Origin of the sequence: Streptomyces sp. TRM49041, assembly GCF_008271805.1 — a bacterium.
Lineage (GTDB): Bacteria > Actinomycetota > Actinomycetes > Streptomycetales > Streptomycetaceae > Streptomyces.
The window spans coordinates 27,999-51,983 of the sequence record NZ_VSRY01000074.1; the positions used below are offsets into that span (position 1 = coordinate 27,999).

Sequence of the window (23,985 nt, forward strand, 5' to 3'; positions counted from 1 at the left end):
CGGCGGACCCGCCACGAGAGGAGACCCGTGCCGACGAACGCGCAGCTGCGCGAGCTGCTCGACCCCGCCCACACCGTGCTGCTCACCGTCGAGTGCCAGCGCGGCGTCGTCGGCCCGGAGAGCGCACTGCCCGAACTCGCCGCCGAGGCACGCTCGTCCGGCGCCCTCCACCACGTCGCCCGCCTGGTCGCCGCAGCCCACGCGGCAGGCGTCCAGGTGGTCCACGCGGTCGCCGAGCGCCGTCCCGACGGGCGCGGCGCCAGCAACAACGCCCGGCTGTTCCGGGCCGCCGAGCGGCTGCCCGTGCAGCAGCACACCGGCAGCACCGCCGTACGCGTGGCCGACCCCATCGAGGTCGCCGACGAGGACCTCGTCGTGCGACGGCTGCACGGCCTGTCGCCGCTCGCGGGCACCGACGTCGACGCGCTGCTGCGCAACCTCGGCTGCCGCACCCTGATCGTCACAGGTGTCTCGGCGAACGTCGCCATACCCAACGCGGTCTTCGACGCGGTCAACCTCGGCTACACGGCGGTCGTCCCGGCGGACGCCGTCGCGGGCGTGCCGACCGAGTACACGCGCGCGATGATCCGCCACACCCTCGCCTTCGTTGCCACGCTCACCACCACGGACGAGGTCCTCGTCTCCTGGCGCCACCCACGGCGGGGCCGCCCGGCAGTCACGCGAGCTTGATCGAATCACCCTCCACCGTGATCGACGCGGGCGCCAGCGGCGAAGTGGCCGGACCGGCTTTCACGCTGCCGTCGGCCGCGTCGAACTTGCTGCCGTGACACGGGCAGTTGATCACTCCGTCGCTGATGTCCTTCACTGCGCAGCCCTGGTGCGTACACATCGCCGAGAACGCCTTGAACTCGCCCGCCGTCGGTTGTGTGACGACGACGCCCTGGTCGCCGAAGACCTTGCCGCCACCCTCGGGGATGTCGGCCGTCTTCGCCAGTTCCTGCCCGGCGCCCGCGCCTCCCGCGCCTCCCGTGCCCTGCGAGGTGTCACCGCCCGCGGGCGGTGCGGCGGCCGGCGGCGTGGTCGTCCCGCTGTCCGAGCCGCCGCACGCCGTCAGGACGGCCGCGAGACTACCGGCCCCCGCCGCCGCGACGACGGTACGGCGCCCCACCGCGAGGCTCGTCCCCTGTGCTGCTCCGGTCGTTCCGGCCATGCACGGTCCCCTTCCACTTCTGCTTCAACCTGTGGTGTTCATCTCGTCATCCGGTGGTACGGGCCCGAGGGCCCCACCGTTCACCTCTGGAGCGAGCTCTTGAGAAAGTCCACCTCCAGAGCCAGCTGATTGCTCATCACCTGCTCCTGCGTGACCATGTGCGTCGCCCCCGGCAGGGGCAGAACCGTGTGGGGCCGACCCGCGGCGAGCAGCGCCGCCGAGAAGCGCAGGGTGTGGGCCGCCACCACGTTGTCGTCGGCCAGCCCATGGATCAGCATCAGGGGCCGGGTAAGCCGGTGCGCCTCCGGCACGAGCGACGAGCGCGCGTAGTTCTCCGGCTCGACCTCCGGGTGGCCGAGGAACCGCTCCTCCCAGTGTGTGTCGTACAGCCGCCGGTCCGTCGGTGCGGCGCCCGCGACCGCCGCGTGGAACACATCGGGGCGGTGCAGTACGGCGCCGATCGCGAGATAACCGCCGTACGACCAGCCCCGCACGGCCACCCGCCCGAGGTCCAGGCCCGGATACCGCTCCGCCGCCGCGTGCACCGCGTCCACCTGGTCCTCCAGGGCGGGCCCCAGCCGGTCGCCGCGCACCGCGGTCTCCCAGGCCCGGCCCCGCCCCGGGGTGCCCCGGCCATCGGTGACCAGCACGGCGAAACCCTGCTCGGCGAACCACTGGGCGACGGCGCTCCACCAGCCGTACGCCCGCAGCGCCAGTTGCAGCCCCGGCCCCGCGTACGGGCTCAGCAGCACCGGCAGGCGTAGGTCCGACCCGGCGTCGTACCAGGAGGGCAGGTGGAGGTGGCCGCGCAACCGGCGCGTCCCGAGCGACAGATGGAGCGGACGCACCGGGACCGGCGGCTCCTCGGCCAGGACGGCTATCCGGCCCACGGGCTCGCCGGCCCGCAGCACCGTCACGCTGCGGCCCTCGCAGGTCCTGCTGTCCAGGACGACGGTGTCACCGCCGACGGCGGCCGTGTGGACGCCCGGCTCCCCGCTCACCCGCCGGAAGCGGCCCCGGTCATCGTCGGCCGAGCCGTCCACCGGGGCGTCGGCCGAGCCGTCCGGGTCGTACACCCACACATGGATCTCCGTCGGCTCCTCGCTCGCGGTGAAGTACACCCGCTCGCCGGCCGTGCCCAGGACCTCACGGACATGGAGGCCGGGCGGGGACGCCGCGTCGCCGACGCGTATCCCGCACACATCGTCCCGGACCCGCGTCACGACGGGCACCCCCGAGCCGGTGCGCAGGGGCGTGCCGGGCGTGAGCGGCACCCACGCGCGGTCCCGCAGCAGGTGGAGCGGCCGGGCGCTGCCCGTGTCCGGGTCGGCCTCGAAGAGCTCGGCGCTGCGCTGGTCCCGTGTCTGGATCTGGACGTACGGCCCGCACGCGTCCCAGCCCGCCGCCGTCACGTACTCGAACCGCATGTCCGTCCAGCGGCCGTCCGGGTGGTGTTCCGGGTCGGCCTCGGCCGGGAGCCGGACGGGTGTGCGGCGCCCGTCGAGGCCCAGGACATGAACGGTCACCTCGGCGTTCGCGGTGCCCGCCGCCGGGTAGCGCAGCAGGCGCGGTGGCTTTGCGGGGTCGGCCGGGTCGGAGAGGAACCAGCGGGCGACGGGCGCCTCGTCGACCCGCGTGACCAGGAGCGCGTCCCCCTCCGGCGACCACCAGTGGCCACGCAGCCGCCCGATCGACTCGGCCGACACATGGTCCGCGAGCCCGTACACCACGTCAGGGCTCTCGGGCGCGGCCAGCAGCCGGTCACCCGTGCCGTCCCAACCCACGACCCGGACGGCGCCCCCGGTCACGTATGCGACGAGCGAGCCGTCCGGTGAGGGGCGCGGGTCGACGACAGGCCCCATGGTCGGGATCCGCCACGGCGCACCGCCCGCGGTCCGTACCGCCCACAGGGCCCCGCCCAGCGCGAACACCGCCAGACGGGCCTCCCGGTCCGTGGCGTACGCGACGATGCCCGACGCCGTCACGCGGGCGCGCTCGCGGCGGACCTTCTCCTCGTCCGGAACGTCCTCGTCGCCGGGGCCGCCGAGCACGGCCGGGTCGGCGACGAGCCGTTCCGCACCGTCCTCGAGCAGCCACAGCCGGCCGACGGGGTCCGTGCCCGAACCGGTGCGGACGAACAGCACACGCGCGCCGTCCGGCGAGACGGTGAACCGGTCCGGGACACCGAGCGAGAAGCGCCGGGTGCGGGCGAGCACGCGGGGGAACTCCGCTGCGGCTAAGGAGGATGTGGGACTCATGCGGCAGAGCATGCCAGGGACGGACGACATCGACGGCGCCGAAGCCCGCGGCCTGTGGATAACCCCGGCCCATGGGCGACCGCCGCCCCGGGCTCTCCATGCGCAGCGTCCGGGCCTCCCTCACGTCCCGCGTGGCCTGACTCATCCCGTCCGCTCGGTCTTGCGCGTAGGTCACCTGATGGGGTGGTGTTCACTCCTCCGGGGCCCTGGTGGGTGAGGCCGACGCGGGAACGAACACCACACGGAACATCCTGGGCCAGAACTTGCCGGTGATCAGGAACTGGTCGGTGCCGGGGACGGCCGCCACTCCGTTCAGGACGGAACCGGCCACGCGTTCGTTCTCAGGCAAGAGCCCGGTGGCATCGATGCTCGCTCTCACCGCACCGGTGTCGGGGTCGATGCGCACAATCCGATCGGTGAACAGGACGTTGGCGTACACGGCGTTGCCGACGCACTCCAGTTCGTTCAGCTTCGTCACCGGTCGCCCGTTCTCGGTGACGCCGATGTCGCCCGTCTTCGCGAGCGTCCTCGGGTGCCGGAACGTCAACCGGGACGAACCGTCGCTCGTCACCAGCCGGTTCCTGGACCGCTGGTGACACACCCCCCAGCCCTCGGCGGGGTACAGGACGCGGCGCACCTCCTCCAACGTCCTCGCATCGCGCTCGACGGCGATCCCGTTCCGCCAGGTGAGCTGCCAGAGCGTCCGGCCGACGACGGTGATCCCCTCGCCGAACAACGGCGCCGGAATGTCCACACGGGCCGTGGGCAGACCTCCGGGCGGGCCCGCCCGTACCGACGACCGCCCGGCCAGACCGGTGCCTTCGTACAGCGTGTCACCGGCCATCTCCAGTCCCTGGGTAAAGGCCTGCGGATCGTGCGGCAGGACCTCCAGCACCTTGACACGCAACCGCTCCACATCCTCCGCGGATGCCGCTGCGTCCTTCGCGGTGCAGGACGTGCAGCACAGGAGCAGCGCCCCCGTGAACACGGACGCCATCACGACGCCTACGCGTTCAGGCACGGCAAGCGCCGCTCTGTTCTGACGGCGTCATCTTCTCCACTCTCCTCGGTCGAGCGTCTGCCTACAGGGCTGTTTGCGGGCCGACATGGGGGTGGTTCCCCGGATAGAGATGTTCCAGCCCCTATGTTCAGCAATGCACATAGGGAATAAACCTCTCCTTCGGGTGGTTTCCCTCGGTCCTTTGAGGGGTGTAGTTTGGATCTCCACGGATTCCTGAAGGCTCTTGCCCGAAGCTGGGTGACCGTCGCGGTCTGTCTGGTCCTTGCGGTGGGGGCGGCGCTCGCCGTCACGAACCTGAGCGCCCCCGTCTACGCTGCCGACACGCAGCTCTTCGTGGCCACTCGCTCCGGTGAGGACACCGCTCAACTGAGCCAGGGACAGAGCTTCTCGCAGGCGCGCGTGCAGTCGTACGCCGCCATCGTGCCGACCCGTCAGGTGACCGGGCCCGTGGTGCGTGAGCTGAAGCTGCGCACCACAGCGGAGGAGCTGGCTTCCCGGATCACCGCCGAGGCCCCGCCCAACACCGTGCTCATCAACATCACCGTCCGGGACTCCGACCGCAAGCGTGCCGCAGAGATCGCCAATGCCGTCGCGGCGCATTTCAGCGCTGTGGTCGAGCGGCTGGAGACTCCCAGGCCGATGGGCCCTGGGCGCGAGGCGGACACACCTCCCGACCCTGTCTCACCTGTCTCCCTGGGCGTCACCGAGCACGCGGTCGCGCCCGCCGCTCCCGTCTCGCCGCGCCCGTTGCTCAACCTTGTCGGCGGAGTGTGTGTCGGACTGCTGCTCGCCGCCGGCCTCGTCGTCCTGCGTGAGACCCTCGACACGACCCTCAAGACCAGCCAGGCGCTCGGCGAGCTCACCGGTCTGCCGGGCCTCGGAGCCATTCCGTACGACAAGAGCGCACCCGCACAACCACTCATCACCGCCGCCCGTCACTCCCAGCGCGCCGAAGCCTTCCGTAAACTGCGCACCAATCTGCAGTTCGCTCAGGTCGACGACCGTCCCCAGATCATCATGGTGACGAGTTCGGTGCCCGGCGAGGGCAAGACCAACACCTCGGTGAACCTGGCCCTCTCCCTCGTTGAGGCGGGCGTCTCCACCTGTCTGGTGGACGCCGACCTGCGCCGTCCGTGTGTGGCCGAGACCTTCGGCCTCGTCCAGGACGCCGGACTGACCACCGTGCTCATCGGACAGGCCCGGGCCGAGGACGTGATGCAACAGGTCGGCAAGGGGCTCTCGGTGCTGGCCGGCGGTGCCGTGCCGCCGAACCCCACCGAGTTGCTCGCCTCGGCCCGTATGAACGAAGTCCTACATGACCTCGCGAACACGTACGAGGCCGTCATCATCGACACGGCGCCGCTGCTGCCGGTCGCCGACACCATCGGACTCGCCCCGCTGGCCCAGGGCACGCTGCTCGTCGTCCGGGCCTCGAAGACCAGCCGTGACCAGGTCCGCACCGCCACCGAGGCGCTGGAACAGGTGGGCGGCCGCCTGCTCGGTACCGTCTTCAACATGGTCGCGCCCCCGAAGAGCGACCGCTACGGCGCCTACGGGGCGTACGGCGAACTGCCCGCGCCCCGTTTGGCGGCCCATCAGAAGGAGGCCACCGTCATGGATCTCACGGGTGAGAAATGAGCCGGGGCTGCGGGTCCGACGCCCGGTAGCACACCCCGGCCGGTGACCGTGGTGCGCTACCGAGGCGTGTCGCCGAGCTGACGTCTGGTCAGAACGTGGAGACGCTGAGGAGGCGCTCCTTGACGGCGTCTCCGTCCTGCGACGGCCAGGACCAGTCAAGGCTGCCCGTGTTCTGCAGGGCAGCCTTGACGGTCTGGGGGGATGCGGTCGGGTGGGTGGCCTGGTACAGCGCCGCGCCGCCCGCCACATGCGGCGCGGCCATGGAGGTGCCGGACATGGTGGCGTAGCCGCCGTTGAGGTAGGTCGACCTGATACACACGCCCGGTGCGATCAGGTCGACGTCAGAGCCGAAGTTGGAGAAGTCGGCGAAGGTGTCGTCCTGGTCGGCGCGGCAGGTCGGCCCGGCCAGGCCGCCGGGCTTCCCGTCGAAGTCCGCCAGAGCGCTGACGGTGATCACTTCGTCGTATGCGGCCGGCACGGTGTTCTTGGCGTCGGCGTGGCTGTTGCCGGCCGCCACGACGTAGGTGACGCCCTTGGCTACCGAGTTGCAGATGGCCTGGTGCATGGGGTCGCCGTCGGTCTTGCCGCAGTTGCCGTCGTCGGTGCCGGCACCGCCCAGGCTCATGTTGGCCACGTCGATCTGGTCGGCGTGCTGGGTGACGTAGTCGATGCCGCACAGGACGGTCGAGGTGAATCCCATGCCGAGGGGGTTGAGCACCTGCACCGGCCAGAGCCGCACACCGGGCGCCACCCCGACGACTCCGGTCCCGTTGTCCAGGGCACCGATGGTGCCCGCCACGTGGGTGCCGTGGCCGTTCAGGTCGTTGGGCGGCAGGAAGGGCATCCAGCAGTTCACACCGCCGGACCGGTTCACATTGAGATCCGGGTGGCTCGTGCTGACCCCGGTGTCGATGACTGCGACGTCCGCGTCGACCCGCGTGTCCACACCGTTGATGGCCGCGGTCGGGCTGAGGTCGGCGTTGACCCGGTCCACGCCGGTCGGGACCGAGTGGGCCGTGGCACGGACCAGGCGGTCCTGCTGCACCGACTGCACCTGCGGGTCGCGGGCGAGCGTGGCCGCGGTGCTCGCGGTCATCGACGCCGCATAGCCGTGGAGGGCATGGCGGTAGACTTGGTGCACGAAGGCGCCCATGTCGGAGGCGTGCTCGGTCGCCGTCGTCACGGCGTTGTCCACGTCCTCCTGTCGGTCGGTGCCGGTTTCCTTGAGCGTCACGATGTACCGGCCGGCGATCTTGCCGGTCTCGTCGGACACCGTGGCTGCGGGCGGGAACTCTGCTTCGGCCGAATGGGCGACGGTGCTCGGCGTACCAGCCGCCAGGGCCAACGCGAGGAGGGTTACCACAATGGGTTTCGGCATCCCGGACCTTTCTCGAATGTGTCGGAGTGGCGAGCCGGACCGACTGTGACGTTCTGAATGTTCAGCTCGCTGTGGTTCTAGAGCTTGCAGGTGTGCGAGGAGCCGCGACGTCCCGACCTTCGGCCATGCGGGATTTTCCGCCCATCTGTCAGCCGTGTGGCTCTGTGGCCTGCTTTCCTCGACGGTGCGAGAGCGTCAGCGTTCTGCGGGGGGAGCGCGACCGACGCTCATGTCGCCCGGATGCCTCGCACCTGAGTCACAACTGAGTTCGTGGTGGGGGGGGTATGACGACCACGCGGCGGGGCTGACGGGCGGTGACTCAGGCCCGCTCACTCGTGGTGCGTTGTGCTGTTCTTCTCCGCCGTGGCCTGGCGCTGTGCATTGTCCGGGCGCCGAAGACCTTCCCCGGCATCTCCGCCGCGCGCGCCCTCGGACGGTCTTGACGTCGATCCGGTGATCCTCGTGCGCCAGATGGCGTCTCATGCACCAACAGGCGTTAAGACAGGCCTTTTGGCGTCATAAATGCGTATACGGTACTCGCTGGTCGCGTCAAGGCGTCGGCCAGATCCCACTTGAGGAGCGTGAAATGCGATGACGGTGTCAGCCAGATGGCGTGCCGTACTCGCGGCCACAGCAGCCTCTGCTGTCCTGGCCGCTGCACCAGTGCTGGGGGCGCAGCCCGCCCTTGCCCAACCGTATCCGCCGGTGCCCGAGGACCTGATTCTCAGTGCCACCACTGTTACCCAAGGAGATTCGCTCACCTTCACTGGACCAGGATTCGGCGCGGGTGAGGACGGCATCGAATCGGCGATCTTCTCCAGCAAGATCACACTGGACTTCCACACGGCCGATGAGAACGGCATGGTGACAGACACCGTCACCATCCCCCATCACGTCGAGCCGGGCGAACACATCTTCCGGCTCAAGGGTGAGGCGCAGGTCCACCTGGCCGAGATCACCGTGCTCGACGACGACGATGACGGCGGCGATCCCGGCCACGATCACGGCGGCAGGCCCGGCCACGATCACGGCGGCAAGCCGGGCCACGATCACGGCGGCAGGCCCGGCCACGATCACGACGGCAAGCCGCACCTCGCCGATACCGGTGGGGACCGCTCGGCCGTCCTGCTGGGCGGGGCTGCCGGGCTGCTCCTGCTCGGTGGCGGGGCGATTCTTCTCACCCGGCGGGTGAGGCGCGGCTGACCCGCGCGGGTCCACAACGTGCGCTCGCGACTCCTGTGGCAGTACCTGTGTGACGGCCGGCAGTAACAGACCTCTCCCGCACGCTCTCGCGGCGTCGGGTCGGGTATGTGCTGTCGGCCGTCGGTGTCTGTGCGTGGCCCGGTCGGCTGTGCGAATCGGTCGCGGTGCGGCCGGCTCCGTGCAGAAGGCCGATGCCCCGGCCGCAGGTCGATATGTGGGATGTAAGGGCAGTCATCCGGTTAGTCTCTGCGGGGTGTTTCACGTCTTTTCTGTCACCCAGCATATGTATGCGCGTTATTCGTGTGCCGTGATCCTCGTGCGCCGCACTGTCTGCGGAGGTTCGAGGCGCAGCCATCAGAACGACGGAGGAGACAACCGTGTGGAACACCGCTCTTTGGACGTTGATCGTCTGTGCTTCTGTCTGCACCGTGGGATCCCTTCTGGGATCACATCCGCTCGGCCGGATGTGGCGTGTTGACGTTCTTGAGCTGCGTCGGCGCCGCCGCATGATCGAAGTGCTGGAAGAGAACACTCACCCCTTGCACCGCGAGCTGGACGCTGTCGGTGTGGACCACTCCTGACGCCCCCCATCCTGACGTTCGGTCAATCAGCAGTGGTCATAATATGATTTGTGCAGGGCGGTGAACATGGTCAAATGCCTTGTGGATGGAATGCTTATTCATGTATTCCTTCACTCGTTTGCCGCGCATCCAAGAGGAAGGGGCAGCGTTATTGGAGACATGACTAGGGCAAGGAATACCGGCCTGTTCGCGTATCGCGAGGACGGGCAGGTCCTGACTGGGGCACATGCGGTGACGATGGGCCCCTACATCTACACTCCGTCCTCGGCGTACTCTGCGCCCAGTGCCAACGGCACTCTCAGCAAAGAGGGACTGCCGGTCGTGCTGCAGGTCACAGAACCGCTGCTGCAGAGATTTCTCGACTCCATGGTGCGGCTGGAAGTTGATCTCATTCAACGATGGGGCGCCCTGGAAGGCCGGCGCACCCGTCCTCGGGCCGACTGAGCAAGCGGCGAGATGAACGACGAGCGCATCGACCACCACTCGGGCTTCTACGCTGACAGTCTCGGCCGGTACGACTTGGAGGGCAGCGGTCGGCATCGGCGTGCGGCCGAAGTGTTCCAGGCACCCTTGGTTCCGCCGGACCCGGCATGGGATCCGGCCGAGGAACTCGCTTACATGCTCCAGGACGCCATCGCGGCCGAGCGTGCCCCAGCCGCGCCCCCGGCCTGCGAAGAGACGTCGGTAACCGCACCGCCTCCAAGCAGTTCTCTGGGGAAGCTGCAGGACATCACGGCCGAACTACCGCCGCTGAGGGCAGCTCCCCAGAGCCATCGGAAGCTACCGGAACGCAGACGTCTCAGCGGGATGCGGACCCTCAGCTATCTGATCGCCGCGTTGGTCGCGGTCATCACATCGATGGTGAGCGTCTTCGGCGGCATGGCCACCTATGAGCCTTTGCGGCTCGCTGCCGTCCTCCCCACGCAGAGCGCTGCCGTTTCCTGGTGGCCGCTGCTTGTTTACGGCCCATGGCTCGTGGCGGCGCTGTCGATCCTGCGCGCCGCGCTGCACCGATGCCGTGCCGTGCACTCCTGGATCGTGGTACTGCTGTTCTCCTCCGCGGCGGTATTCCTGTGTGTCGTCCAGGCGCGCGGAAGCATCACCGACGCCGCCGCTGCCGCCTTGCCGATCTGCGCGTCTCTGGCGTGCTTTCAGCAACTCGTCCGACAGATCCGCCTGACAAGGCCACATCACCGAACCAGGCCCCGGCACCGATTGAGGGTCGCCGCAGGCAATTCTCCCCTTGCTGACACGGAATCGGTTCGCATGATGACGGACAGGCATTCTCCGGCGTCACACGCACCCCGACCGGATCTCTGAGAACTGGTCGGGACTCCCCGGTACTGCTGGGATCCCGAGGCGCGGCCGGCGGAAGGGGCTCCATCCTCCCGCCGGCCGCGCCGCGGTTCGACACCCATGCATCATCCGGTCCGTACAGCGGCGGCGACGCGTTGCACCACACCCTCGATCCGTACCAGGCACTTCTGCACCTCTTGGGGACGGGCACCGAGAGGGTCGTCGATGTCGTCATCACCGGCATACGCACGCGCGGCACCACGCCGAGAGGCAGCGCCCCGGACGAGAGCCGCGAACCGTGCGGCCGGATCCACCACGCCTGAGGCGTCCTCGGCCCGCACCAGCCGGGCGAACTCGCAGAGGGTGAAGGCTCGGGCCAACGACCATACGGGAGACAGCCGCACAGCGGCTTCGCGATGCTCCCTTGCGGCCCCCAGCACCAGATCCGAGTTCTCGACCAGCTCCTTCGTCAGCCGGCGGGAGTTCGTCCCGGAGGGATCCGCACCGCGTTCGAGGAGGAAGGACGCCGCCGTGGCCGCCATGGGCCTGCCAGGGACGGCCTCCGTGCCCGCACTGCTCACTCGGATCATCCGTCGAGCATCGAGTAGCCGCTGCCTGAGCAGGCACTCGGCGAGGGGGGAGCGGTAGAGGTTGCCGGTGCACACGACGAGTACGCGAAACCCGGGTACGCACACGCCGGGCGACGAGGGAGGAGAGGACCCGAGAATGTGGAGCATGGCGTCAGTATTCACCCGTGACTTCCGCTGGGCGGGCAGACGCACGTCCGCCAGGGCGTCGGATCGCCGTTTCGGGTGGGAACGCCGCCAAGTCGCCGTCACCGGTGGGGCCATTCGGGGCAGCGTGTGTCAGCCCGGCGCCGTGAGGCTTCCATCAGACGGTCTCCACGTGTCGCGGCACACCTACGCCTCGCTCAGGGAGCGGGCCGCCGACCAGGACTCCCCAGATTCTCCCCAGGGCTGATCGGAGTGATTCCCCAGGCTGTACGGCCCCGACCCCGGTCCGTGGATTCCCAGGGGGCCAAGCCGTATAGCCTGGGGAAATGTTGACAGAAGTCACTGCCACCCGCTACGTCACACCTCTGCGGGAGGGCGGATCGCTGCCCGGGATCGTCGAGGCAGACGATCTCGGTACCTACGTCATGAAGTTCACCGGTGCGGGACAGGGCCGCAAGACGCTGGTCGCCGAGGTGATCTGCGGGCAGTTGGCCCGCCATCTGGGGCTGCGTGTCCCCGAGTTGGTCACCATCCAGCTGGACCCGGTCATCGGCCTGGGAGAGCCGGATCAGGAGGTGCAGGAGCTGCTCAAGGCAAGCGGCGGCCTGAACCTGGGCATGGACTACCTGCCCGGCTCCATCGGCTTCGACCCGCTCGCCTACGAGATGGACCCGGTCGAGGCGGGCAAGGTCGTCTGGTTCGACGCGCTGATCAACAACGTGGACCGGTCGTGGCGCAATCCGAACATGCTGGTCTGGCACGGTGAGCCCTGGCTGATCGACCACGGCGCCACGATGATCTGGCACCACAACTGGCCCGGCGCCCAGGCGTCCGCCGCCAAGCCGTACGACGCCTCCGACCATGTCCTGGCCGGCTTCGGCCCGGATGTCGCCGCCGCTGCCGCCGAGCTGGCCCCCCAGGTCACAGAGAAGCTGCTGACCGAGGTGGCCGCCGACGTACCCGACGAGTGGCTGGTCGACGAGCCCGGCTTCGACTCGGCCGCCGACGTACGCCGCGCCTATGTGCGGGCCCTCCTGCCGCGTGCCGCGACCATTCACGAGCGCGTCACCGTCGGTGAACGCACCGGGGGCAAGCCGTCCCGGGCGCCCGGCTGGCTGACCGAGCACGTGGCCCCCTGGCCCCACTCCACCAGGAGCGAGCGGAGCGAGAAGAGCGACCAGAAGGACAGCGGCGAGTGAGCGAGCGGGACGTCTTCGAATACGCGCTGCTGAGGGTCGTACCGCGCGTCGACCGCGGCGAGTGCTTCAACGCGGGCGTGGTGGTCTACTGCCGCGCCAGGTCGTTCGTGGCCGCGCGGACCCATCTGGACGAGAACAAGCTGGCGGCGCTGGACCCGCGGGCCGACGTCACCGGCGTACGCGCCGCCCTGCGCGCCGTGGAGGGCGTCTGCCGGGGCGGCGAGGACGCCGGACAGGCAGGGTCCGAGGACGCGGGGCGCCGGTTCCGCTGGCTGATCGCGCCGCGCTCCACGGTCGTCCAGCCGGGGCCGGTGCACACCGGCCTGACCACTGACCCGGAGGCGGAGGTCGAGCGCCTCCTCGACCTGCTCGTCCGCTGAGGCGCGGCCCGGACACGGCGCAGGCACGGTCCAGGCGCCGCTCAAGGCCGCCTCGCCGCGGAAGTGATCCCCGGCACCCGGCCTGTGTGCCGTTGACACCGGGTGCCAGGGCTTCTAGCGTCTCGTCCTACTGAAGATACTAAGCGGTCGCTCATCGCTCTCGTGGATGCGGAACGGGCGGCCCCAGGGACTCAAGGGCGAGGAGAACCACCATGTCCACCACCCAGCAGCGCGTGGCTGTCGTGACCGGAGGGGCACGCGGTATCGGCGCCGCCACCGCCGTACGGCTCGCGGCCGAGGGGCGCGCCGTCGCCGTCCTCGACCTCGACGAGGCCGCCTGCAAGGGCACCGTCGACACCATCACCGCAGCCGGCGGCACCGCCCTCGCGGTCGGCTGCGACGTATCCGACAGCGCCCAGGTGGAGGCCGCCGTCGCACGCGTCGCAGCCGAGCTCGGCGCGCCGACGATCCTCGTCAACAACGCGGGTGTGCTCCGCGACAACCTGCTGTTCAAGATGTCCGAGTCCGACTGGGATCTCGTCATGAACGTGCACCTCAAGGGCGCGTTCCTGATGGCCAAGGCGTGCCAGAAGCACATGGTCGACGCGGGCTTCGGCCGGATCGTCAGCCTCTCCTCGTCCTCCGCGCTCGGCAACCGCGGCCAGGCCAACTACTCCGCGGTCAAGGCCGGCCTCCAGGGCTTCACCAAGACGCTCGCCAAGGAGCTCGGCAAGTTCGGCATCACGGCCAACGCCGTCGCCCCCGGGTTCATCGTCACCGAGATGACCGCGCAGACCGCCGCGCGCGTGGGTATGGGCTTCGAGGAGTTCCAGGCCGCGGCCGCGACCCAGATCCCCGTCCAGCGGGTCGGTCGCCCCGAGGACATCGCCAACGCGATCGCCTTCTTCACGGGCGACGACGCCGGCTTCGTCTCCGGTCAGGTCATGTACGTGGCCGGCGGGCCCCTCAACTGAAGCGGGAGGTGGACGACGACATGACCACCAGGGAACTGCCCGAGCCGTCCGGCCGGGTCGCGCTCGTCACGGGCGGCAGCCGGGGCATCGGCTACGGCATCGCGGAGGCGCTCGTCGCGCGCGGCGACCGGGTGTGCATCACGGGGCGCGGCGAGGACTCCCTCAAGGAGGCCGTCGAGCGCCTCGGTAGGGACCGGGCGATCTACGTCGCGGGCAAGGCCGCCGACGAGGCCCACCAGGTGCTGGCCGTCGAGCGGACCATGGAGGCCTTCGGCCGAGTGGACCACCTGATCAACAACGCCGGGACCAACCCGGTTTTCGGCCCGATGGCCGAGCTCGACCTCAATGTGGCCCGGAAGGTCTACGAGACCAACGTCATCTCGGCGCTCGGCTTCGCCCAGCAGACCTGGAAGGCGTGGCAGAAGGACAACGGCGGTTCGATCGTGAACATCGCGTCGGTCGCCGGCGTCGCCGCCTCGCCGTTCGTCGGCGCGTACGGGATGAGCAAGGCGGCGATGATCAACCTCACGCTGCAGCTGGCCCATGAATTCGCCCCGATTGTCCGAGTAAATGCCATTGCTCCGGCGGTCGTGAAGACGAAATTCGCCGAGGCGCTCTACGAGGGCCGCGAGGCGGAGGTCACCGCCTCCTATCCGCTCGGCCGGCTTGGTACGCCGTCGGACATCGGCGGCGCCGCCGCATTCCTGACATCCGACCAATCCGGCTGGATCACCGGCCAGACTTTGGTGGTCGATGGGGGAATTTTCCTCAATGCCGGAGTCGGCTGAGGTGGATTACGCCTGATTGGTCGCCGAATGTGCCAAGTGCCCCGCCGGTCCTCCCTGATTGACCTGGCGGGGCGCTGCGGTATGGTCGGCCGACCATGGCTGAACGAGGAGCGTGTGCACGTGTTCAACCGGACCAGTCTGCGGGTAGCTGCAGCCCTTGCGTCCATATCCCTGCTGGCGGGATGCAGTCTCTTCGCGGACGATGAAGCCGAGGCGGAAAACAGGATCGTCGTGGGCACGACGAGCTCTCCGACCACCCTCGACCCCGCCGCCTCGTGGGACAGCTCATGGGAGCTGTTCCGGAATGTCTTCCAGACGCTGCTGAGCTTTCCCACCGGAAGCACCACGCCCCAGCCGGACGCCGCGGACTGCAAGTTCACCGACACCGCCAGCAAGGTGTTCCAGTGCGACCTCCAGGACGGGCTGCAGTTCTCCACCGGCAGCAAGCTCGACGCGGAGGCCGTGAAGCACTCCATCGAGCGGATCCGCAAGATCGACGCGGAGGGCGGTCCCAACGGCCTCCTCGGGTCGCTCGACAAGATCGAGACGAGCGGTGACAAGACGGTGATCTTCCGGCTCAAGGAGTCGGACGCCACGTTCCCGTTCGTCCTCGCCACCCCGGCCATGTCGATCGTCGAGCCCGCCTCGTACCCGGCGGACAAGCTCCGCGACGACGGCCGGCTCGTCGGCTCGGGCCCGTACACCATGAACAAGTACACCGAGGGCGTCGAGGCCGACCTCGTCAAGAACCCCACCTACAAGGGGTTCGCCGACCGCAAGAACAACGCCGTCACGATCCGCTACTTCGGCGAGTCCGAGGCGATGGTCACCGCCCTGAAGAAGAAGGAGATCGACGCCACCTACCGCGGCCTCACCGCCGAGGAGATCGTCGACCTGCGCGAGAGGAAGCCCGAGAACGAGGGCCTCCGGCTCGTCGAGTCGACCGGCGCCACGATCGACTACCTGGTCTTCAACCCCGACGACCCGCAGGCCGGCAACCCCGCCGTCCGCAAGGCGATCGCCCAGCTCATCGACCGTGACGCCCTGGTCGCCAAGGTCTACCAGGGAACCGCCGAGCCGTTGTACTCGATGGTTCCCAAGGGCATCGCGGGCCACACCACGATGTTCTTCGACCGCTACGGCGACCCGGACGCCGAGAAGGCGAAGAAGCTGCTCCGCAAGGCGGGCATCGACGAGCCGGTGAAGCTCACGTTCGGCTACACCACGGACCGGTACGGCTCCTCCACGGCCGCCGAGTTCGCCGAGATCAAGCGGCAGCTGGAGGCCTCCGGGCTCTTCGAGGTGACGCTGGTCGGCAAGCCCTGGAAGGAGTTCCAGGCCGCCTACCAGCAGGGCGCGTACCCGGTCTTCGGCCGAGGCTGGTTCCCCGACTTCCCGGACCCGGACAACTTCATCGCCCCGTTCGTCGGCAAGAACAACGTCCATGCCGCGCCCTACGACCGGCCGGAGATCACCGAGCAGCTGCTGCCCGAGTCGCGCCGCAAGAGCGACCGCGCCGCGGTGACCGCCCAGTTCGAGCGGGCCCAGGAGATCCTGGTCGAGGACGTACGGCTGCTGCCGCTGTGGCAGGGCAAGCTGTACGTCGCGGCGAGCGAGGAGATCGGCGGCGGCGAGCGGGCGCTCGACCCGCAGACGGTCATGCAGATGTGGGTACTGCACCGCAAGACCAGCTGGTAGACCGGCGTCCGAACCCGGTGGTGGGGTCGGTTGTCAGTGGCCCCAGGTAGGTTCTGTGGTCGACAAGCGATCCCACACCGGAGGTTGTTGACGTGACCGACACCGCCATGCTGCCCGAGTCCTGGCGCGGCGTCCTCGGAGACGAGCTGCAGAAGCCGTACTTCAAGCTGCTCACCGAGTTCGTCGAGGAGGAGCGGGCCAAGGGGCCGGTCTACCCGCCGCAGGACGAGGTGTTCGCCGCACTCGACGCCACTCCGTACGACAAGGTCAAGGTGCTCGTCCTGGGCCAGGACCCGTACCACGGAGAGGGCCAGGGGCACGGCCTGTGCTTCTCCGTGCGGCCGGGCGTCAAGACCCCGCCGTCCCTGCGGAACATCTACAAGGAGATGCGGGAGGAGCTCGGCCACCCGGTCCCCGACAACGGCTATCTGATGCCGTGGGCCCAGCAGGGCGTCCTGTTGCTCAACGCGGTGCTGACCGTCCGGGCCGGCGAGGCGAACTCCCACAAGGGCAAGGGCTGGGAGAAGTTCACCGACGCCGTCATCCGTGCCGTGGCCTCCCGCCCCGACCCGGCCGTGTTCGTCCTGTGGGGCAACTACGCGCAGAAGAAGCTGCCGCTCATCGACGAGACCCGGCACGTCGTGGTCAAGGGCGCGCATCCGTCGCCCCTCTCCGCCAAGAAGTTCTTCGGCTCCAGGCCGTTCACACAGATCAACAAGGCGATCGCCGATCAGGGCCACGAGCCCGTGGACTGGTGCATCCCGAACCTCGGCTGAGGAGCGGGCAGAGAAGGGTGAGGGGAGGAAGCGCGATGAGACCGGGACGCGGGCTGCGGACCACCGGCTGGATCCTGCTGCCGCTGGGACTCCTGGTGCTGATGGGTTCCGTGCTGCTCCTGCGCACCGGCTACACGGTGGTGACCCTGCCGGGCGGCGCCATGGAGCCGACGTACGGGCGCGGGGAGCCCCTCGTCCTCGAGAACGTCGAACCCTCGCAGGTCCGCCCCGGCGACGTCGTCCAGTTCGGGATATCCGAGCGGTGGGAGGGCGCTCCGGTGCTCCAGCGTGTCATCGCGGTCGGCGGTGACCACGTCGTCTGCTGCGACGGCGGAAAACCCGCGCTGAACGGACGCCCGTCGGCCGAGCCGTACGTCATGGACGAATCCGGCGAGACCACCGCCGCAGTCGCCGGGCCGTTCGATGTGACGGTGCCCGAGGGGCGGCCGTAGGCGCCGCCACCGCCGGTGGGCGCCCCTGCGGCGCTCACCGGCGGTGGCCGCCGGCTCGCCGGATCACTCCTGGCGGCGACGCACGCCTGCCGCACCAGGCCCCTGACGGCCGGGGCGCCGCGGGGGCCGCTGCGGACCGATGAGACGCCGGCGGTCCGGCGTGCCGCGGGAGAAGTAGAGCCCGAAGGTGTCGAATCCGGTGCCGGTCGGTGGAACGGCGGCCCCTGAAGGGCGTCCGCTGGGTATGCGACGTTCTATGTCGAGGTTCCACCGGATGCACAGGTCCTTCCGCGGCTCGGCCGCCGGGCGCGGCTGGCGACGTGGCAAGGACATGGAGCTGATGCACCGGGCGATGGGCTTCGCCGCACTCGGGCTGCTCACCCTCGTCCCGCTGCTCATCGTGGTCGCGGCGGCCGATCCCGCGGACAGCCGGGGTTTCGCGCAGTGGCTCGCCGAGGGCCTCGGGTTGTCGGATGCCTCGCGCGACGAGGTCGAGCAGCTCTTCGTGCAGCCCGGCACGGCGCTGGAGTCCACCACCGGGTTCGGTCTCGCGGCGCTCGCCGCGTTCGGCCTGACGTTCGGCGGTGTCGTCCAGACCGGCTACGAGAAGGTGTGGGAGGTGACCCCGGCCCGCTGGCACACCATGTGGCGGCATCTCGTCTGGCTCGCGGTCCTCGTCGGCTACCTGCTGTTCTCGTCGTTCGTGGCGGCGGACCCCGTCGACGCGGGCGAGCTGACGTGGCGGGCCACGGTGGCCATGGCGAGCGCGTTTTTGTTCTTCTGGTGGTCGCAGCGGCTGCTGCTGGGCGGGCGGGTGCCGTGGAGTGCGCTGCTGCCCGGGGCGCTGGTCACGGTGATCGGGCTCGCCGGGCTGTGGGTCTTCTCGCACTGGGTGTTCTCGCCTCTCATCGCGTCCAACGCGGTGGCGTACGGGCCGGTCGGTACGGTGCTCGTCATCCAGTCCTGGCTGGTCGGGGTGGGGTTCGTCGTGTTCGGCGGCGCGCTCGTCGGGCGGCTGCTGTACGAGGAACGCTGGCTGCTCGGCCGCATGGCGCGGCAGGCGGTGCGGGGCGTCGTCACGCGACGGCGCCGCTCCTCGACGGAGTGAGGATCGGCGCCCGTTCCGGTGTCCCGCCGTGGATCGGGCCGGGCGGCGGTTAGCGTCGGACCACCACGGAAGAGGAGGCGACATGGCGGAGCAGTGGCGGGGCGCGTCCGACGACCCGGTCATGACCAGCATCGGCCAGGCGACGATGCTGCTGCACGGTGGAGACCGCGAGGAGGCCCGCAACCGCCTCCAGGCCCTGTGGGCGGGGATCGGCGCGGACGGCGACCCGCTGCACCGCTGTACCCTCGCCCACTACATGGCCGACGCCCAGGACGACCCGGACGACGAGCTCGCCTGGGACCTGCGTGCCTTGACGGCCGCCGAGGAGCTCGGAGAGGAGCGGCTCGCCCGCCACGACTCGGCCGTCGCCCTCCGCGCCCTGTACCCGTCGCTTCATCTCAACCTCGCCGCCGACTACGTGAAGCTGCGGCGGCCGGACGACGCCCGGGTCCATCTCGACCGCGCCCGCACCGCCTCCGACGCCCTCGCCGACGACGGCTACGGCACGGGCGTACGGGCGGCCATCGACCGCCTGGACCGGCGCCTGCACGACGGGTGAACCACCGTCGGGTGAACCACCGTCGGGTGGCCCACCGCGGGGTGAATCTCCGTCACCGCCGGGCCGCCTCCCGGCACATGCGGGACTCGTGTCCGCCGGGGCGCCACGCGCCGTACCGCTCGGCCATGCCGCATACGTCGGGCACCGCGACCGTCGTCGGTACGGGCACCGGCGCGGCCGGGCGTACCGGTGCCGCGGCAGGGGTGCCCGCCCGCGTTCTCGGCTTCGGCCCAGCCGTCGCACGGGGCCTGCCCGGTGGGGAGGGGCGGGACCGGTCCGTCCGGCGGGGTGGCGCCGCCTTCGGCCGCGCCGTCGGGCCGGTGCTCTCCAGCGCCTCGCGGCCCGGCGCCTGGCCGACCAGCGGCTCCGGTTCCCGCGCCGGATGCCCGGCCGCCGGGACGTGCACCGGGCCGGTGGGCTCAGGTGCCACCGACACACATCCGGACGCCGCCGTCACCGCCAGCGCCACCCCGACCAGCGTCAGGACCGCGGACACCCGTGCACGGCCGTCCCCACCGCCACCGCTGCCCCTTCCGCTCCCTCTGCCCCTTCCGCTCCCTCTGCCTCTTCCTCTCACCCGGTCACTCTGCGGGGCCCCCACCGCCCGCACACCCGCTACCCACGGTTACGGCACGCACGGGTGAGTCCCCGCAGAGGTGGACACCGGGTCAGTCGCCCGTCGCGCCGTCGATACTCCCGCGCACTTCACGGCGAGCGTCGCACGGTGGAAGTCCAGCCGGCCCTCCAGCATCTCGCGTTCGCCGGCCAGGCCATCGGGTTCGGTGCGCTCATCAGCAGTCATGCCCGCATCCTTGCCCGCCGGGCTTCCAGCGCGCCGACGGTATTCGGGCGGCCGCACATGGGGACGGTACTCCGCCCCGCACGTATGCTGCCCGGGTCGGGACGGCACCATATGAGAGGAGACGGCCGTGAAGGTGGGCTGCATCGGGCTCGGCGACATCGCGCAGAAGGCGTACCTTCCGGTCCTCACCACCCGGTCCGGTGTCGAACTGCACCTCCAGACCCGCACCCCCGCCACCCTGGCCAGGGTCGGCGACACACACCACATCCCGGAGGACCGCCGCCACACCGGCCTGGACACGCTGCTCGCCGCCGGGCTCGACGCGGCGTTCGTACACGCCCCGACGGACACGCACCCCGAGCTCGTCGGCCGGCTGCTGGAGGCGGGCGTCCCCACGTACGTCGACAAGCCACTCGCGTACGAACTGGACGAGTCGCGTCGCCTCGTCGACCTCGCCGAGCAGCGCGGAGTGTCCCTCGTGGTCGGCTTCAACCGCCGCTTCGCGCCCGCCTACGCGCAGTGCGAGGACCATCCGCGTGACCTGATCCTCATGCAGAAGAACCGCATCGGCCTCCCCGAGGACCCCCGCACCCTCGTCCTGGACGACTTCATCCACATCGTCGACACCCTGCGGTTCCTGCTGCCGGGGCCGGTCGAGCACACCGACGTACGCGCCCGCGTCCGCGACGGGCTCATACACCACGTCGTGCTCCAGCTGTCCGGCGACGGCTTCACCGCCATCGGGATGATGAACCGGATGAACGGCTCCACCGAGGAGACCCTGGAGGTCTCCGGCCAGGACACCAAGCGCCAGGTCGTCAACCTCGCCGAGGTCGTCGACCACAAGGGGCAGCCGACCGTGCGGCGGCGCGGCGACTGGGTGCCGGTCGCCCGGCAGCGCGGCATCGAACAGATCGTCCTGGCGTTCCTGGACGCCGTCCGGGCCGGGAAGCTGCTCAGTGCCCGCGACGCCCTGTTGACCCACGAACTGTGCGAGCGGGTCGTACGGGACTCCCTGGAGCAGGCCGCCTCCTGACCGCGCGGAACCCGGCCGTCACCGCGACCCCCGCCAGCACGGCCGACGCCGCCCACAAGGGCCAGTCCCCGACCTGTACATAGGGCGTCGACGCGGTCGTCAGCGGTACGTCGTACACGGCTGCCGCGCTCCGGTCCGTACCGAGCGGGGTGCCGATCCGCGCGCCGTCCGGCCCGTACACGGCGCTCTCGCCGGTGAGCGTCGCGTGGACCATCGGCCGACCCGTCTCGGCGGACCGCAGCGCCGCAAGGGAGGCGTGCTGCTCGGGTGCCCAGCTGTCCTGGAAGGTCGACGTCGACGACTGGGCGATCAGCAGCTCGGCCCCGTCGCGCACCAGCCGGCGGCTCATGTCCGGGAACGCCGTCTCGAAGCACACCAGCGGGCCCAGCCGCAGGTCCCGGCCGCCGCCCGTCCCGGCCGTCATCACGACCTGCTCGGCGCCCCGGCGCCGGTCCTCGTCGGCCGCCTGCCCCACCGCCGTCACCCAGCCCAGCACCGACCGAGCCGGGATGTACTCGCCGAACGGCACCAGGCGCATCTTGTCGTACCGGTCCCCGGTCAGGCCGTCCGGGCCGACGAGGACACTGCTCTTGTAGATACCGGGCTTGTCCGAGCGCCGGGCGTCGACGTTCACCAGAAGCTCCGCGCCGACGTCCGCGGAGAGCGCCGCCAGCCGCTCGGACAGGTCCGGTCGGGCCGTCAGATCGGCGCCCACGCTGCTCTCGCCCCACACCACCAGGTCCACGCCCCGCCCGGCCAGCGGACGCGTCAGCTCCTCGCCCCGCGCGAACCGCTGCTCGGCACCGCTGATCACACCCGGCTGGACGACCGCCACCCGCACCCGCCCCACCGGCTCAGGCGGTGTCACCCATGCCCACACGGAACCCACGGCGACCGCGCACACCACCAGCGCGCCCACCGCCGCCGTACGCACAGGGGGAACCGCCACCAGCAGTGCCACCGCAGTGTTGACCGCCACCACCAGCAACGTCACCAGCCACACCCCGCCCAGCGCCGCCATCCGCAGCGCGGGCGTGACCTGCCACTGGCTCGCCCCCAGCAACCCCCACGGCCCGCCGAGGTTCTCCCAGGACCTGACCACCTCGACCATCAGCCAGGCCGACGGCACCACCAGGCACGCCGTCACCGCCCGCCCCCGCGACATCCCCGCCGTGCCGCCGCCGAGCGCCCACCGCACCAGCCACCCCCACGGCGCCCACAGCAGCCCCAGCAGTCCTGCCAGGAGCAGGATGAACACATGGAGGTTCGGCATCAGCCAGTGGTGCACGGCGAGCATGAAGCCCAGCCCGCCCAGCCACCCGTCCAGCGCCGCCCGCCGACCGCTCGGCGCCGTACGGATCAGCAGCAGCCAGGGCACCAGCGCGACATACGCCAGCCACCACAGGGAGGGCTCCGGAAACGCCAGCGCGGGCAGGGCACCGGCGACGACGGCGGCCGCGCCGCGCCCCCAGCGCGACGCCGACAGCCACTCGGCGACCTCACCGCGCCCGGCCCGCAACCGCATCCGCGCCTCCTCGCCCAGGAGTGTGGGCCTCCAGTGTGGGCCTCCAGTGTGGCTGAGGAGGTCACTCGGCGGACAGTGTGCCCAGGGTTCGGCGCCATTTCTCGTGTACGACCAAGGAGCGCAGCCGCCAGCCGTCCTCGGTGCGTCGCAGGGCGAAGCTGTACCGGCCGCCCGATACGAAGTCGTCCAGCTCGCTGTCGCCCGGCTCCGGGTGCATCGGGTTCAGGTAGTCGGCGAGGACGTCGGCATTGTCGCCGGGGTAGCCGCCCAGGTCCTCGATCCGGACCCGGCGGTTGACGATCAGATGCTGGCGCACCGGGAACCGGCTCACCGTCGCGGCCAGCCAGTCCGCCACGTCGGCGGCCGGGCCCGCGATCCCGCCGGCGCTCCGGTAGTCGGCGCGCCCGTCCTCGGTGAACAGCCGCCGGTACGCGCCCCAGTCGGCGTCGTCGACGGCCACGGCGTACCCGGTGATCAACTCGTCGATGGCCAGCCGGTCCATCACTGTGGCGAGGTCCACGCGCTGCGTCATCGCAACAGTGTCCGTGAGCCCCGCGCGACGCGCCAGGGCAAGGGAGATCCCGTGCGTGTCAGGCCGCCTCCCACTGGTGCGCGCGGCCGCCCCGCCACTCGACGAGATGCGGGTCGTCCAGGTCGATGTCGGCCTCGTCGAGGCCGGCGCGCCGCAGGAACTCGACGAGGTCCGCGTCGTTGTGGGCCAGACCGACGATCTGCCCGCGCACGGTGACGCGACGTCCGCCGCCGGCGGTCGGACGGTGGACGACGATGGGTGCCTTCCAGGCCATACCCCAAGGGTGCGCCGAGCCGCGCTTGATCGCAGCCGGTCACAGGCCGCCGGTCGCCGCTCACGGGTGGCCGGTCGTGGTGGTGCGTGGCGGGGCGCCCTTCGTGCGTTTCACACGGGGTGTGAAACGAACACGTGCATATATGCGTTGCGTGCCCTCCCGAGGGCACATGGCGTACGGCATCCTCATAGGTGTCGGATCCGGGCCGAAGAACCCCCGGACCATGGGCCGCCGGTCACCCCCCCTGCCGGCGGCCCGTCCGTCCTCTCGGGGCGTGTGCGCTCAGCCGCTTCCCTCAGTGCGTCGGCTGTCCGGCGTCCGGAGCGAGGACGCCCAGCCAGATCAGCGCGAAGAGCAGGAGCCCGAGCGCTATCCGGTAGATCACGAACGGCATGAAGCTCTTCGTCGTGATGAACTTCATGAACCAGTTCAAGCATCGAGGTCCTGAGTGCTTTGACCTGCTGTTTCCACCACTCTTCAAGATTGAATGGGAGAGACTGGTGGGGAGATGGCACTTTTCAGTGAGCATTTCCGATCTACCCTCCGGCGAGTGATGCTCGCTGGCGCATGACGACGAACACGGCGTGGATTGCGGTGGTGGC

General features: G+C 70.2%; 26 protein-coding genes and 1 pseudogene. 16 read left to right on the forward strand and 11 right to left on the reverse strand.

The features are described 5' to 3' along the window. Positions 1–27 precede the first annotated feature (27 nt). Complete coding sequence (locus tag FVS66_RS05225) at positions 28–690, forward strand: isochorismatase family protein (protein WP_149179803.1); 663 nt, start codon at positions 28–30, stop codon at positions 688–690. Here the strand turns inward: FVS66_RS05225 and FVS66_RS05230 are convergent. The 3 genes from FVS66_RS05230 to FVS66_RS05240 all read right to left on the reverse strand — a co-directional run bounded on the left by FVS66_RS05230 (position 677) and on the right by FVS66_RS05240 (position 4,450). Continuing rightward, positions 677–1,171, reverse strand: coding sequence for a Rieske (2Fe-2S) protein (locus FVS66_RS05230; protein ID WP_149179804.1), 495 nt, complete (start codon positions 1,169–1,171; stop codon positions 677–679). The genes FVS66_RS05225 and FVS66_RS05230 overlap by 14 nt on opposite strands. 80 nt (positions 1,172–1,251) lie before the next feature. After that, positions 1,252–3,429 (reverse strand): prolyl oligopeptidase family serine peptidase, encoded by a 2,178-nt coding sequence (locus tag FVS66_RS05235; protein ID WP_262386818.1) that lies wholly within the window; start codon positions 3,427–3,429, stop codon positions 1,252–1,254. A 190-nt stretch (positions 3,430–3,619) separates the two neighbouring features. After that, positions 3,620–4,450 (reverse strand): glutaminyl-peptide cyclotransferase, encoded by an 831-nt coding sequence (locus FVS66_RS05240; RefSeq protein ID WP_262386819.1) that lies wholly within the window; start codon positions 4,448–4,450, stop codon positions 3,620–3,622. Between the two features lie 195 nt (positions 4,451–4,645). On the opposite strand from FVS66_RS05240, the gene FVS66_RS05245 reads away from it, so the two are divergent. After that, positions 4,646–6,088 (forward strand): polysaccharide biosynthesis tyrosine autokinase, encoded by a 1,443-nt coding sequence (locus FVS66_RS05245; protein WP_149179806.1) that lies wholly within the window; start codon positions 4,646–4,648, stop codon positions 6,086–6,088. Positions 6,089–6,176: 88 nt separating this feature from the next. Here the strand turns inward: FVS66_RS05245 and FVS66_RS05250 are convergent, their stop codons facing one another. Continuing rightward, positions 6,177–7,466, reverse strand: coding sequence for a S8 family peptidase (locus FVS66_RS05250; protein WP_149179807.1), 1,290 nt, complete (start codon positions 7,464–7,466; stop codon positions 6,177–6,179). A gap of 705 nt (positions 7,467–8,171) precedes the next feature. Here FVS66_RS05250 and FVS66_RS05255 point away from each other — a divergent pair. The 4 genes from FVS66_RS05255 (at position 8,172) to FVS66_RS05270 (ending at position 10,570) form a co-directional block, all read left to right on the forward strand. After that, complete coding sequence (locus FVS66_RS05255) at positions 8,172–8,669, forward strand: LPXTG cell wall anchor domain-containing protein (RefSeq protein ID WP_149179808.1); 498 nt, start codon at positions 8,172–8,174, stop codon at positions 8,667–8,669. Positions 8,670–9,046: 377 nt separating this feature from the next. Then, complete coding sequence (locus FVS66_RS05260; RefSeq protein WP_149179809.1) at positions 9,047–9,250, forward strand: hypothetical protein; 204 nt, start codon at positions 9,047–9,049, stop codon at positions 9,248–9,250. A gap of 60 nt (positions 9,251–9,310) precedes the next feature. Continuing rightward, positions 9,311–9,694, forward strand: coding sequence for a hypothetical protein (locus tag FVS66_RS35710; RefSeq protein WP_262386820.1), 384 nt, complete (start codon positions 9,311–9,313; stop codon positions 9,692–9,694). A gap of 12 nt (positions 9,695–9,706) precedes the next feature. Further along, positions 9,707–10,570 carry a hypothetical protein gene (locus tag FVS66_RS05270; RefSeq protein WP_187645395.1) on the forward strand — a complete coding sequence of 288 codons (864 nt, stop codon included), beginning with the start codon at positions 9,707–9,709 and terminating at the stop codon, positions 10,568–10,570. Between the two features lie 101 nt (positions 10,571–10,671). Here FVS66_RS05270 and FVS66_RS05275 read toward each other — a convergent pair whose 3' ends face one another. Further along, positions 10,672–11,283 (reverse strand): low molecular weight phosphatase family protein, encoded by a 612-nt coding sequence (locus FVS66_RS05275; protein WP_149179810.1) that lies wholly within the window; start codon positions 11,281–11,283, stop codon positions 10,672–10,674. A 323-nt stretch (positions 11,284–11,606) separates the two neighbouring features. Here FVS66_RS05275 and FVS66_RS05280 point away from each other — a divergent pair, with 323 nt between their 5' ends. The 9 genes from FVS66_RS05280 to FVS66_RS05320 all read left to right on the forward strand — a co-directional run bounded on the left by FVS66_RS05280 (position 11,607) and on the right by FVS66_RS05320 (position 19,214). Next, positions 11,607–12,479 (forward strand): HipA family kinase, encoded by an 873-nt coding sequence (locus FVS66_RS05280; RefSeq protein ID WP_187645396.1) that lies wholly within the window; start codon positions 11,607–11,609, stop codon positions 12,477–12,479. Next, on the forward strand, positions 12,476–12,859 hold the full coding sequence (locus FVS66_RS05285; RefSeq protein WP_149179811.1) for a DUF3037 domain-containing protein: 384 nt from the start codon (positions 12,476–12,478) through the stop codon (positions 12,857–12,859). Before FVS66_RS05280 ends, FVS66_RS05285 begins: the two co-directional genes overlap by 4 nt. A gap of 212 nt (positions 12,860–13,071) precedes the next feature. Then, positions 13,072–13,833 (forward strand): 3-oxoacyl-ACP reductase FabG, encoded by a 762-nt coding sequence (gene fabG / locus FVS66_RS05290; protein WP_149179812.1) that lies wholly within the window; start codon positions 13,072–13,074, stop codon positions 13,831–13,833. Positions 13,834–13,853: 20 nt separating this feature from the next. Continuing rightward, positions 13,854–14,621 (forward strand): SDR family oxidoreductase, encoded by a 768-nt coding sequence (locus FVS66_RS05295; protein ID WP_149179813.1) that lies wholly within the window; start codon positions 13,854–13,856, stop codon positions 14,619–14,621. 120 nt (positions 14,622–14,741) lie between these two features. Then, complete coding sequence (locus FVS66_RS05300) at positions 14,742–16,319, forward strand: ABC transporter substrate-binding protein (protein WP_149179814.1); 1,578 nt, start codon at positions 14,742–14,744, stop codon at positions 16,317–16,319. A 92-nt stretch (positions 16,320–16,411) separates the two neighbouring features. Continuing rightward, complete coding sequence (locus tag FVS66_RS05305) at positions 16,412–17,095, forward strand: uracil-DNA glycosylase (RefSeq protein ID WP_149179815.1); 684 nt, start codon at positions 16,412–16,414, stop codon at positions 17,093–17,095. 35 nt (positions 17,096–17,130) lie between these two features. Then, positions 17,131–17,547 carry a signal peptidase I gene (gene lepB / locus FVS66_RS05310; protein ID WP_149179816.1) on the forward strand — a complete coding sequence of 139 codons (417 nt, stop codon included), beginning with the start codon at positions 17,131–17,133 and terminating at the stop codon, positions 17,545–17,547. Between the two features lie 274 nt (positions 17,548–17,821). Next, the gene (locus FVS66_RS05315) at positions 17,822–18,655 is read left to right on the forward strand and encodes a YihY/virulence factor BrkB family protein (protein WP_262386821.1); all 834 of its coding nucleotides are present in this window, start codon (positions 17,822–17,824) and stop codon (positions 18,653–18,655) included. An 82-nt stretch (positions 18,656–18,737) separates the two neighbouring features. Further along, a complete protein-coding gene (locus FVS66_RS05320) occupies positions 18,738–19,214 on the forward strand; it encodes a hypothetical protein (protein WP_149179818.1) in 477 nt (158 codons plus the stop codon). Between the two features lie 52 nt (positions 19,215–19,266). Here the strand turns inward: FVS66_RS05320 and FVS66_RS05325 are convergent, their stop codons facing one another. Beyond that, complete coding sequence (locus FVS66_RS05325) at positions 19,267–19,710, reverse strand: hypothetical protein (RefSeq protein WP_149179819.1); 444 nt, start codon at positions 19,708–19,710, stop codon at positions 19,267–19,269. Between the two features lie 129 nt (positions 19,711–19,839). Further along, positions 19,840–20,016, reverse strand: coding sequence for a hypothetical protein (locus FVS66_RS36745; RefSeq protein ID WP_399224912.1), 177 nt, complete (start codon positions 20,014–20,016; stop codon positions 19,840–19,842). Positions 20,017–20,143: 127 nt separating this feature from the next. Here FVS66_RS36745 and FVS66_RS05335 point away from each other — a divergent pair, with 127 nt between their 5' ends. Next, entirely contained in the window at positions 20,144–21,052 is a 909-nt protein-coding gene (locus FVS66_RS05335; RefSeq protein WP_149179820.1) for a Gfo/Idh/MocA family protein, read from the forward strand. Here the strand turns inward: FVS66_RS05335 and lnt are convergent. The 4 genes and pseudogenes from lnt to FVS66_RS05355 form a co-directional block, all read right to left on the reverse strand. Continuing rightward, positions 20,973–22,577, reverse strand: a complete 1,605-nt coding sequence (gene lnt, locus FVS66_RS05340) for an apolipoprotein N-acyltransferase (RefSeq protein WP_149179821.1) — start codon at positions 22,575–22,577, stop codon at positions 20,973–20,975. The two genes, FVS66_RS05335 and lnt, sit on opposite strands and share 80 nt — an antisense overlap. 61 nt (positions 22,578–22,638) lie before the next feature. Further along, positions 22,639–23,109: a nuclear transport factor 2 family protein gene (locus FVS66_RS05345; RefSeq protein WP_187645397.1), complete on the reverse strand. Its 471-nt coding sequence runs from the start codon at positions 23,107–23,109 to the stop codon at positions 22,639–22,641. A gap of 58 nt (positions 23,110–23,167) precedes the next feature. Beyond that, positions 23,168–23,383, reverse strand: a complete 216-nt coding sequence (locus FVS66_RS05350; protein WP_149179822.1) for a hypothetical protein — start codon at positions 23,381–23,383, stop codon at positions 23,168–23,170. Between the two features lie 295 nt (positions 23,384–23,678). Then, positions 23,679–23,813 (reverse strand): annotated as a pseudogene (locus FVS66_RS05355) (undecaprenyl-diphosphatase); the annotation flags it as partial. Positions 23,814–23,985 lie beyond the last annotated feature (172 nt).

What these genes read in the sequence shown, in the direction of transcription:
- FVS66_RS05230 (WP_149179804.1), bottom strand. Translation starts at nt 1,171, where the DNA reads ATGGCCGGAACGACCGGAGCAGCACAGGGGACGAGCCTCGCGGTGGGG.
- FVS66_RS05235 (WP_262386818.1), bottom strand. Translation starts at nt 3,429, where the DNA reads ATGAGTCCCACATCCTCCTTAGCCGCAGCGGAGTTCCCCCGCGTGCTC.
- FVS66_RS05250 (WP_149179807.1), bottom strand. Translation starts at nt 7,466, where the DNA reads ATGCCGAAACCCATTGTGGTAACCCTCCTCGCGTTGGCCCTGGCGGCT.
- FVS66_RS05270 (WP_187645395.1), top strand. Translation starts at nt 9,707, where the DNA reads ATGAACGACGAGCGCATCGACCACCACTCGGGCTTCTACGCTGACAGT.
- FVS66_RS05275 (WP_149179810.1), bottom strand. Translation starts at nt 11,283, where the DNA reads ATGCTCCACATTCTCGGGTCCTCTCCTCCCTCGTCGCCCGGCGTGTGC.
- FVS66_RS05280 (WP_187645396.1), top strand. Translation starts at nt 11,607, where the DNA reads ATGTTGACAGAAGTCACTGCCACCCGCTACGTCACACCTCTGCGGGAG.
- fabG (WP_149179812.1), top strand. Translation starts at nt 13,072, where the DNA reads ATGTCCACCACCCAGCAGCGCGTGGCTGTCGTGACCGGAGGGGCACGC.
- FVS66_RS05295 (WP_149179813.1), top strand. Translation starts at nt 13,854, where the DNA reads ATGACCACCAGGGAACTGCCCGAGCCGTCCGGCCGGGTCGCGCTCGTC.
- lepB (WP_149179816.1), top strand. Translation starts at nt 17,131, where the DNA reads ATGAGACCGGGACGCGGGCTGCGGACCACCGGCTGGATCCTGCTGCCG.
- FVS66_RS05315 (WP_262386821.1), top strand. Translation starts at nt 17,822, where the DNA reads ATGCACAGGTCCTTCCGCGGCTCGGCCGCCGGGCGCGGCTGGCGACGT.
- FVS66_RS05320 (WP_149179818.1), top strand. Translation starts at nt 18,738, where the DNA reads ATGGCGGAGCAGTGGCGGGGCGCGTCCGACGACCCGGTCATGACCAGC.
- FVS66_RS36745 (WP_399224912.1), bottom strand. Translation starts at nt 20,016, where the DNA reads ATGACTGCTGATGAGCGCACCGAACCCGATGGCCTGGCCGGCGAACGC.
- lnt (WP_149179821.1), bottom strand. Translation starts at nt 22,577, where the DNA reads ATGCGGTTGCGGGCCGGGCGCGGTGAGGTCGCCGAGTGGCTGTCGGCG.
- FVS66_RS05345 (WP_187645397.1), bottom strand. Translation starts at nt 23,109, where the DNA reads ATGACGCAGCGCGTGGACCTCGCCACAGTGATGGACCGGCTGGCCATC.
- FVS66_RS05350 (WP_149179822.1), bottom strand. Translation starts at nt 23,383, where the DNA reads ATGGCCTGGAAGGCACCCATCGTCGTCCACCGTCCGACCGCCGGCGGC.